The 8,509-nt window shown below is 70.3% G+C and carries 7 protein-coding genes; 4 read left to right on the plus strand and 3 right to left on the minus strand.

The genetic code is table 11. The annotated features are described in order from the left end of the window. Window positions 1-45: 45 nt before the first annotated feature. Both ACWDOP_RS34715 and ACWDOP_RS34720 read left to right on the plus strand, forming a co-directional pair. A complete protein-coding gene (locus tag ACWDOP_RS34715) occupies window positions 46-1,038 on the plus strand; it encodes a hypothetical protein (RefSeq protein WP_456348453.1) in 993 nt (330 codons plus the stop codon). Between the two features lie 279 nt (window positions 1,039-1,317). Then, a complete protein-coding gene (locus ACWDOP_RS34720; protein ID WP_456348454.1) occupies window positions 1,318-4,893 on the plus strand; it encodes an arabinosyltransferase domain-containing protein in 3,576 nt (1,191 codons plus the stop codon). A 216-nt stretch (window positions 4,894-5,109) separates the two neighbouring features. Here the strand turns inward: ACWDOP_RS34720 and ACWDOP_RS34725 are convergent, their stop codons facing one another. Both ACWDOP_RS34725 and ACWDOP_RS34730 read right to left on the minus strand, forming a co-directional pair. Next, window positions 5,110-6,270 carry an alpha/beta hydrolase gene (locus ACWDOP_RS34725; protein ID WP_456348455.1) on the minus strand — a complete coding sequence of 387 codons (1,161 nt, stop codon included), beginning with the start codon at window positions 6,268-6,270 and terminating at the stop codon, window positions 5,110-5,112. Window positions 6,271-6,428: 158 nt separating this feature from the next. Further along, complete coding sequence (locus tag ACWDOP_RS34730) at window positions 6,429-6,782, minus strand: hypothetical protein (RefSeq protein ID WP_456348456.1); 354 nt, start codon at window positions 6,780-6,782, stop codon at window positions 6,429-6,431. 277 nt (window positions 6,783-7,059) lie between these two features. On the opposite strand from ACWDOP_RS34730, the gene ACWDOP_RS34735 reads away from it, so the two are divergent. Then, on the plus strand, window positions 7,060-7,239 hold the full coding sequence (locus ACWDOP_RS34735; protein ID WP_354987925.1) for a hypothetical protein: 180 nt from the start codon (window positions 7,060-7,062) through the stop codon (window positions 7,237-7,239). Between the two features lies 1 nt (window position 7,240). Here ACWDOP_RS34735 and ACWDOP_RS34740 read toward each other — a convergent pair whose 3' ends face one another. Then, window positions 7,241-7,858 carry a TetR/AcrR family transcriptional regulator gene (locus ACWDOP_RS34740; RefSeq protein ID WP_454201345.1) on the minus strand — a complete coding sequence of 206 codons (618 nt, stop codon included), beginning with the start codon at window positions 7,856-7,858 and terminating at the stop codon, window positions 7,241-7,243. Window positions 7,859-7,928: 70 nt separating this feature from the next. On the opposite strand from ACWDOP_RS34740, the gene ACWDOP_RS34745 reads away from it, so the two are divergent. Continuing rightward, window positions 7,929-8,375 carry a VOC family protein gene (locus ACWDOP_RS34745; RefSeq protein WP_456348457.1) on the plus strand — a complete coding sequence of 149 codons (447 nt, stop codon included), beginning with the start codon at window positions 7,929-7,931 and terminating at the stop codon, window positions 8,373-8,375. The last annotated feature ends 134 nt before the right edge of the window (window positions 8,376-8,509 follow it).

Genomic DNA, 8,509 nt, shown 5'->3' on the forward strand with positions numbered 1-8,509 from the left:
AGGGGCAGCGACGCGCACCGGGATCGCGAATCTATGGGAGGCAGCGTGCGATCGACCAACGAGACCAGGGCGGGAACCGCCGGGCGCGGATACCGCGGGGGCACAGCCGTCGCGGCGGCCCTGCTCATCGCGGCGACGGCCGTGCTGGGCACCGCGTGCACCGGCGAGGACACCGGCAACGGACCCGGCGCCTCGGAGAACGCCGCGCCGATGGGCACCGGGCAACCGGGACAGCCGAGTTCGTCCGGCGGCGGCGGACAGGATCAGGCCACCGTGCGCACGATCGGCAAGACCGGCTGGTACGAGGGCTTCGAGATCACCGTGGACAAGGCGACGGTGGTGCCGGACGAGTACGGCGGCGCGAAGATCCGCGTCGACATCACCTACAAGAACACCACGACCGACACCAAGACCCTGAGCGTCTACCCGGCGCTGCAGTTCGGCGGCGAGGTCGACGGCGGCGCCGGCTTCGACAATCCGACGGTGCCCGGCAAGGGCACGGCCACCGGCAGCGCGACCACCTCGATCCAGAAGCTCTCGGACCCCGGGCATCTCATCGACACCCTGACCCTGGTCTACGGCCAGGCCGCGGACAACCAGACCATCATTCCGCTCGCGGCGGGCGGCAAGGTGATCAGCGTCGCGCCGGAGACCCTGAACGTCTCGGGCACCCTGACCCAGGATCAGACCACGGTGCAGATCACCGGCGGCACACTGACGCCCAGCTATACGAAGAACGAGAACGGGAAAATGGATCTCGCGCTGCGTATCACGCTGCGCGGCGGGTCCGGAATTCCCGACGGCGGCACGAATGTCTTCTACGACTACTTCACGATCAAAACGCCGGACGGGCAGTCCCTGCCCGCCGATATTCGCGGTCCGATCAATGAACTGCTCAATCGCAACGAAACCATCGACAACGCCAAGAATTACGTCGTCTTCGTGGTGCCGAGTCCGGCCGAGGGCGCCTATGTGGTGACCTACGACGCGACCAAGGGCGAGGGCTCCGCGCCCACGTTCGGTTTCACCATCGACTGACCGGCGGCGCGGGACCCCGACCGTCCCGCGCGGTGCCCGTCGCGGTCGGCCCGGCGATTCGCCGGCCCGGCCGCGGCGGGTCATCGCGGGTCCCGGCCGGCTCGCGAACCGCCCGCGCGCTCGATCACGCCCGATTCCCTGACCAGGGCTCCGGAAAACCCACGGGGTGTTTACCGGGTCCTATGGTTAGCATCGGCGTTCGTGCGTGCAGATTCTCCCGGATTGCTCCGGGTACAACTGATCGCCCTTGTGTCGGGGGTTCTAGGAGTTCTACTGGCGGTGCTCACACCGCTGCTGCCGGTTCGGCAGGATCGAACGAGTGTGGAATGGCCACAGGCGCAGTCGGTCCAGGTGACCGCGCCGCTGGTGGATTATGTTCCGCTGTCGCTGAATGCGAGTGTGCCGTGTACGGCCCTGCGTGATCTGGCTACCGGGACGGTGCTTTCCACCGTTCCGGCGAAAGCGCCGGGTGCGGCCGAGCAGGGCCTGATCGCACGGATCGAGTCGACGTCCGGGGCGGCACCGGAGGCCGCGTCCGAGGCGAAGACCGAGACCGTGCGGACGCTGTCGGTGGTGGTGCGGGGAGTGCCACTGCTGAGCGCGCCGCTGTCGGAGATCCTCGGCGCCGAGGCCGCGAAGGCGGTCCCCGCGACAAACCCGGCCGGGCCCGCGGGTCTGCGCGGGCCGAACGGCAACGGCCCCGAAGGCGGTATGCCGCCCGGTAATCCGCCGCCGGGCGGCCCCGGTGGGCAGGGTGGACCGGGTGGACCGCCGCCGATCGGTGGACCACCGCCCGGTAGCACCCCGCCGCCGGGTAGCACCCCACCGCCGGGCACCACCCCGCCGCCCGGGGCCAAGCCGCCCGCCAATGCCGTTGCGCCCGCCGCGAATCCGCAACCCGCGCCCGCGCCGAAGTGCGCCGCGCTGATCCTGCGCTCGACCGCCACCGCCACCACCGTCGAGGTGACCGGTGTGACCCGAGCCGACGGTTCCCCGTTCGCGAAGACCATCGACGGTGACGTCCGCCCGCAGCTGGTCGGCGTCTACACCGACCTCGAACGCGCCGCCCTCGGCGACGCGACACTGCACGCGGACATCGATTCCCGCTTCTCCTCGGCCCCCGGTGGCCTCAAACTCGCCGCCATGATCGGCGCGCTGCTGTGCACCCTGATCGCCCTGATCTGCCTGCACCGCATCGATTCCGCCGACGGCAGGCGGGCGCGCCGCTTCCTGCCCGCGCGCTGGTGGCGGGTCACCCCCGCCGACGGCGTGGTCGGCGCCACGCTGGCGCTGTGGCATGTGATCGGGGCCAACACCTCCGATGACGGCTACATCCTGACCATGGCCCGGGTGTCCGAGCACGCCGGTTACACGGCCAACTACTACCGCTGGTTCGGCGTCGCCGAGGCTCCCTTCGGCTGGCCGTACGAGGTGCTGGCGTATCTGACCCGCATCAGTGACGCGAGCGTCTTCTTGCGCCTGCCCGCGCTGTTCGCGGGCCTGCTGTGCTGGTGGGTCATCAGCCGGGAAGTGCTGCCGCGCCTGGGTTCCCGGGTGCGCGGCAGCGCGGCGGCCCGGTGGACAGCCGGGCTGGTGTTCCTGGCGGTCTGGCTGCCCTACAACAACGGCCTGCGCCCCGAACCGCTCATCGCCCTGGCCGCCCTGCTGACGTGGTGCTCGATGGAACGCGCCATCGCCACCCGCCGCCTGCTCCCGGCCGCCGTCGCGGTCCTGATCGCGGCGTTCGCGCTGGCTGCCGGGCCGAGCGGATTGATCTGTCTCGCAGCGCTCGTCGCCGGTTCCCGACCGGTCCTGCACACGATCGTCACCCGGGTCCGCGCAGTGACCGCCCCCGCCGGGCGGCCCCTGGCCCTGGCCGCGCTGCTCGCGCCGATCACGGCGGCGGGCACGCTGGTGCTGACGGTGGTCTTCGCCGATCAAACCTTGGCCACGGTGCTCGAGGCCACCCGCGTGCGCAAGCTCATCGGTCCCGACAAGTCCTGGTTCGAGGAGTTCTCGCGCTGGGAGACGCTGCTGTCGCTGAACCCGGACGGTTCCCTGGCCCGCCGCTTCGGCATTCTGGCGATGCTGGGCTGCCTGGTGGTGTGCGCGCTGGTGCTGCGCGCCCGGGGCGGGCAGATTCCCGATACCGCGCGTGGGCCGGTGGTCCGGGTGCTCGGCATCGTGTTCATGTCCCTGCTGCTGATGATGTTCACCCCCACCAAGTGGACCCACCACCTCGGGGTGTACGCGGGCCTGGCCGCCGCGCTGGCGGCGGTGACCACGGTCGCGGTGGGCGCCGGCGTGATTCGCGCGGGCTACAAACGCGCGCTGTTCGCCGCGGGCGTGCTGTTCCTGCTGGCGGTGACCGCGACCGGTTCCAACGGCTGGTGGTACGTCTCCGGATACGGTGTGCCGTGGTCGAATCGGGCCCCGGAACTGGGCGGAACGGCGGTGTCCACGCTGTTCCTGATCGCGGCGGTGCTGGTCCTCGGCATCGCCGGCTGGCGGTACTACCGCGAGCCCTACCGACCCGCGACCGGCCCCGGCCGTGCCGATCGGATGGCCATTCGCCCGCTGACCATCGCCGCGGCGGCCGTGGTGCTGTTCGAGGTGGCGTCCATGGCGCACGCCGCCTACGCGCAGTACCCCGGGTATTCGGTGGCGCTGTCCAACCTGCGCGCGCTGACCGGCAAGCCCTGCGGTCTGGCCGAAGACGTTCTGGTGGAGACGAATACGACAGAGTCGCTGCTGCTGCCCTACACCGGCAAACCCGCCGACGGACTCGCCGCGGAGAACACCGGTTTCACCGCCGACGGCGTGGGTGATCTCGTCCCGGACGGTCCGGACGGTGCGGGCCCCGACAGCGGCGCACCGGGTGGCCAGCCCGGCGGCGGCGCACCGGACAGCGGCGCCGGCGGCGGCCGGCGGCAGCCGGGTCCCCCGCCGGGCGGCCCCGGCGGCGCCCGTGGTCCCGGTGGCCCGAGCGGCCCCGGCGGCGAGCAGCCACGCACCCAGAAGGGGATCAATGGCAGCACCGTCGACCTGCCCTTCGGCCTGGACTCCGCCCGAACCCCGGTGCTGGGCAGCTACGCCTCCGGCGAGCAGCGGCCCGCGAGCCTGACCACCCAGTGGTACAAGCTGGATCTGGCCGCGGCGCAACAGGATTCCGCCTACCGGGTACTGGTGCTGACCGTGGCCGGGCGCATCGCCGCCCGGGCCGACGACGGCCGCGACATCGAGGGTCAGCGGCTGCGCCTGGAATTCGCGCACCGCGCCGACGACGGCACGGTCCGCCCCCTGGGCGATCTCACGCCCCCGAACATCGGCGGCGCGCCGGTGTGGCGCAATCTGCCGATCGACCTGGATCGAATTCCGGCCGACACCAACGCGATTCGTCTCGTGGCCGAGACCGACGGCCTCTCGGACAAGGGCTGGCTCGCGGTGACTCCGCCCCGCCTGCCCAAGCTGTCGACGCTCAACACGGTGATCGGCAAGAACGACCCCGTGCTGGCCGATTTCCAAGTGGGCCTGGCCTTCCCGTGCCAGCGCCCGTTCCGGCACCGGGACGGCGTCGCCGAACTCCCGAGCTGGCGCATCCAGCCCGACAAGCTCAACGCCCAGGTCTCCACCCCCTGGCAGGGCCTGTCCGGCGGCGGCCCCCTCGGCTGGATCGACCTGCTGCTGCAACCCCGGACGGTCCCCGCCTACCTGGCGAACGACTGGACCCGGGACTGGGGCGAGCTCCAGCAGTACCAGTTCGTCGCCGATGCCAAAGCGCCACAGGCGAATCTGAACGTCGAGGCGGAAAACCGCTGGGGCTGGACCGAAGAGGAGCCGATCCGCACCGGCTAACCCTGCCCGCACCCGTCCGGCTGGGCGCTCGTCTCAGCCGGACGCACCCGGCTCGAGCGCGGGTTCGACCCATGGATCCTCGTCTGCCCGCAGCGATCTGATCCCGGCCCACGCGAAGGCGCCACGGGGTGGCCCGCACCCACCACAGCAGAAAGCCGCCGCCGTTCGGATATCGAACGGCGGCGGCTCTTTTCGTTCCGCTACAGCTGTCAGCGCCTACTTCGGCGGCTGCTGCCCGTCACCGGGCGGCGGGCCCTCGCCCGGCGGCTGTCCCTCACCCGGCGGCTTCTGCCCGGCGGGCAGCGGCTTGCCGATCCGGGACGCCATATCCGGAATCATCCGCTTGGCCATCTGCTCCCAGTTGCCCCAGTTGTGCAGGCCCAGGCTCGGGAAGTCGTAGCTGACGTTGTCGTAGCCGATGTCGGCCAGCTTGGTCTGGAACGCCTTGGTGTTGGCCAGCGCGATGGCCTCCAGCGGCATGCCCAGGGTGACCGCGTCGAACGAGGACAGGTCCTGCGAGGCGGGCTGGGCGCTGCCCGAACCGATGTACAGGCGAGTGCCGTTGGCCTGCAGCTGGGCCGCGAAACCATACGGGTCCAACCGCTTCCACTCCGGACTGCCGGCGGCTGCCATGTTGTCGATGTTGTAGCCGCCCGCGGCGAGCATGGCCAGGCGCAGCGCCTCGCGCATGCCCGGCGCGGACATGTAGAGGTAGCCCGACAGCGATCCCGCGTAGACGAACTGCTCGGGGTAGTACGCGGCCAGCAGCAGCGCGGCGGACCCGCCCATGGACAGTCCGAACACGCCGTTGCGAGTCGTGCTGAAGCCCAGTCGATCCCGCAGCGCCGTCTTCAGATCCTTGGTCAGGAACGTCTCCCACTTGTACGTGTTCGACTTGCCCTGCTGATCGTCCCAGCCCGAGACCGCCGATCCGGAGTCCGAGCCGAGCAGCCCGCCCGCGTCGGTGTTGCCGAGAATGTTGCTCGGCTCCTTCCAGTCCGCGTAGAAGCTGGACTGCCCGCCGACCGGCATGACGACGTTGATGTTGAACTTGGCCAGCTCGGCGGGAATGTCGGTGTGAATCTCCCAGCCGTTCATGGTGCTCAGCGCGCGCTCGCCGTCGAGCAGGTAGACCACCCGATCGGTGTTGCCGTCGGCGGCGCGCACGATGCGCGTCTTGACCTGGCCCATGCTGGAGTCGACCAGGAAGTCGAAGGCCGCCGGATTCTCTTCCGCCGCAGCGGGAACCACCACTGCCACCGACGCCCCGAACGGTAGCAACGCGGCCACGGCGGCGCCGATGACGCTGCGCTTGACCCACCCTCCCCGGTATCTGTGTCGGCGCGAGCGCGCCCCTCGCACAGCTACGCCACCCATATCCTGTTATGCCTTTCCGTTGTGCGGCCCAGATTTCGGCCGCTCCCCACACCCACCCGCGCGTTGATACCGCGGCGGATCTCGCCGAGCAGCATAACGCGCCCCCGCGCGGGGTTCGCAATGAATACGGGCCGCGTGAACCCGCCGTGGCCCCCGCCTCAGCCCGCGTGCGTCAGCGGGGTCCCGACGGTGAAACAGGCGCTGCGCCCGTGCGCGTCCAACCGGCCGTCGCCCCAGCTCGCGCTGCCGTACGCGTCGACCTCGATGGCGTATTCACCAGCGGGCAGGGATTCGGGGAGCGTCACCGATCCGTACGGCAGCGTGTCCACGAGTTCCAGGTACACGCGCTCGGGTTCGGGCGTCGCCGGCACCAGGAAGATGCGCGCGTACTCGAGCTTCTTGTGCGCGTGCACGGGCGACCAGCGCACGCCGATCTCCCGGTGTGCGGCGTCGGCGAATTCGATGGCGACCAGCAGCCCGGCGACCCCGTCGAGCTCCGCCCGATGATTCACGACTCTCCTCCTCGCGCACTCGCTCCGACGACCGGCCGGCCACTGGGCGCCTGTCCCGGCGTTCCCGCTTCCACCAGGCTGGCACGCCCTCCCACGCGTGGCAACGCCGATACCGCGAACGCTATAGCGGCCGGGAAACAGACCGCTGATCCGCCGCGAGGCGAAACCCAGTTGTGGCTGAACCGGTACGCGCGGGACGAGTGAGTACGCGCGCGTGGGGAATTCATCAGACACTCGATCCCGAGGCAACGACGCCGAGGATACGAAGGAGGCCGCGATGAACGACAAGTGCCACGACTGCTGGCGGCAGGAAAACCTCACCTTCGTCCAGCGCCTGGACCCCGCTTTCGCCCGTACCGGCCTGTGGCGGCTGTGCCGCAAGCACCAGGCCCTGCGCGACGAGCTCGCGGGTCGCGATCACGGCGAGCACGACAGCTCGACCGGCCGCGCGGCCTGATTCACCTCGATTCCGAACGCACCGAGTCGAGCAACCGGCGCAGCGCGGAGATGGTGTCCGCCAGCGCATTCGGCTCGGTGGCGTCGGCCAGCCACATGGCGGCCTCGTTCATGGCGCCGGACAGCAGATGGGTGAGCGGTGTGATCGGCTGCGGCGCGATCACACCGGTCGCCGCCAACTCACTCAGCGCCTCGTGCAGATGCCGGGCCGAGGCGCCCTCGTCCATGGCCCGCCACTCGCGCCAGCCCAGGACGGCGGGCCCGTCGATGAGCATGATGCGCTGGATCTCCGGATCGACGCACGTGGTCAGGAAAGCCTCGCACCCGGCGACCAGCTGATCCCACGGTTCGGGCCGGGCGTCGGCCGCCGCCGCGACCCGCTCCCCCACCTCGTCCTGTACCTCCTGCAGGACCGCGCGGAACAGCTCGGTCTTGCTGGCGAAGTTGTGGTAGAGCGCACCCTTGGTCACCCCCGCCGCGGCGGTGATCTCCGAAAGGCCCACCGCGGCATACCCCTTCGCCGCGAAGAGCCGCCTGCTCTCGTCCAGCAGGGTGCGCCGGGTCTGTTCCCGCTGCCGGTTGCGCAGCTCGCTCGCCATCCCGAACCTCTCCGTTGACATACCGATGGAATGTCAGCTAGCGTAGCTCACGTACCAACGGTATGTGAACACGGGCGCGAAAGGCGAAACAGTGAAACTCAGCAGCTTCTACCCGGTTATCGGCACGACCCGGGTCGCGGAATCCCGCGACTTCTACACCTCGTGGTTCGGCTTCGACATCACCTTCGAAGCGGACTGGTACGTGAGCCTGCGCCGCACCGCCGACGACAGGACCTACGAGCTGGCCCTGCTCGATCCCACGCACCCCAGCGTCCCCGAGAAGTACCGCACCCCCACCCGGGGCCTGATCCTGAACTTCGAGGTCGACGACGTGGACGCCGAATGGGATCGCCTGGTCGTCCAGGGCGGACTCGCGGCCGAACAGGAGCTGCGCAGCGAGGAGTTCGGCCAGCGGCACTTCATCGTGACCGACCCCAACGGCCTGCTGATCGACGTCATCACCGAGATCCCGCCGGAGGGCGAGTTCGTCGAGCAGTTCGACGCCGAGTACTCCGCCGAGCGCTTCGGCGCACGCTGATCGCGGCCGCGCCGACGGTGGCGGCCCCGCGCCGGCGGGGCGAACGCGCGATCGACACCGGAGTCGGCGATGGCGCGTTCACAGCGACGGGCCAGCTCGTGCCGATCGGTACCGGGCGGCACCGTGGGCTGCAG

The sequence above is a fragment of the Nocardia sp. NPDC003693 genome (assembly GCF_053981095.1).

Bases quoted from the DNA above. Each gene is read 5' to 3' on its own strand.
- ACWDOP_RS34725 (WP_456348455.1), bottom strand. From the start codon at position 6,270: ATGGGTGGCGTAGCTGTGCGAGGGGCGCGCTCGCGCCGACACAGATAC.
- ACWDOP_RS34740 (WP_454201345.1), bottom strand. From the start codon at position 7,858: ATGTCAACGGAGAGGTTCGGGATGGCGAGCGAGCTGCGCAACCGGCAG.
- ACWDOP_RS34735 (WP_354987925.1), top strand. From the start codon at position 7,060: ATGAACGACAAGTGCCACGACTGCTGGCGGCAGGAAAACCTCACCTTC.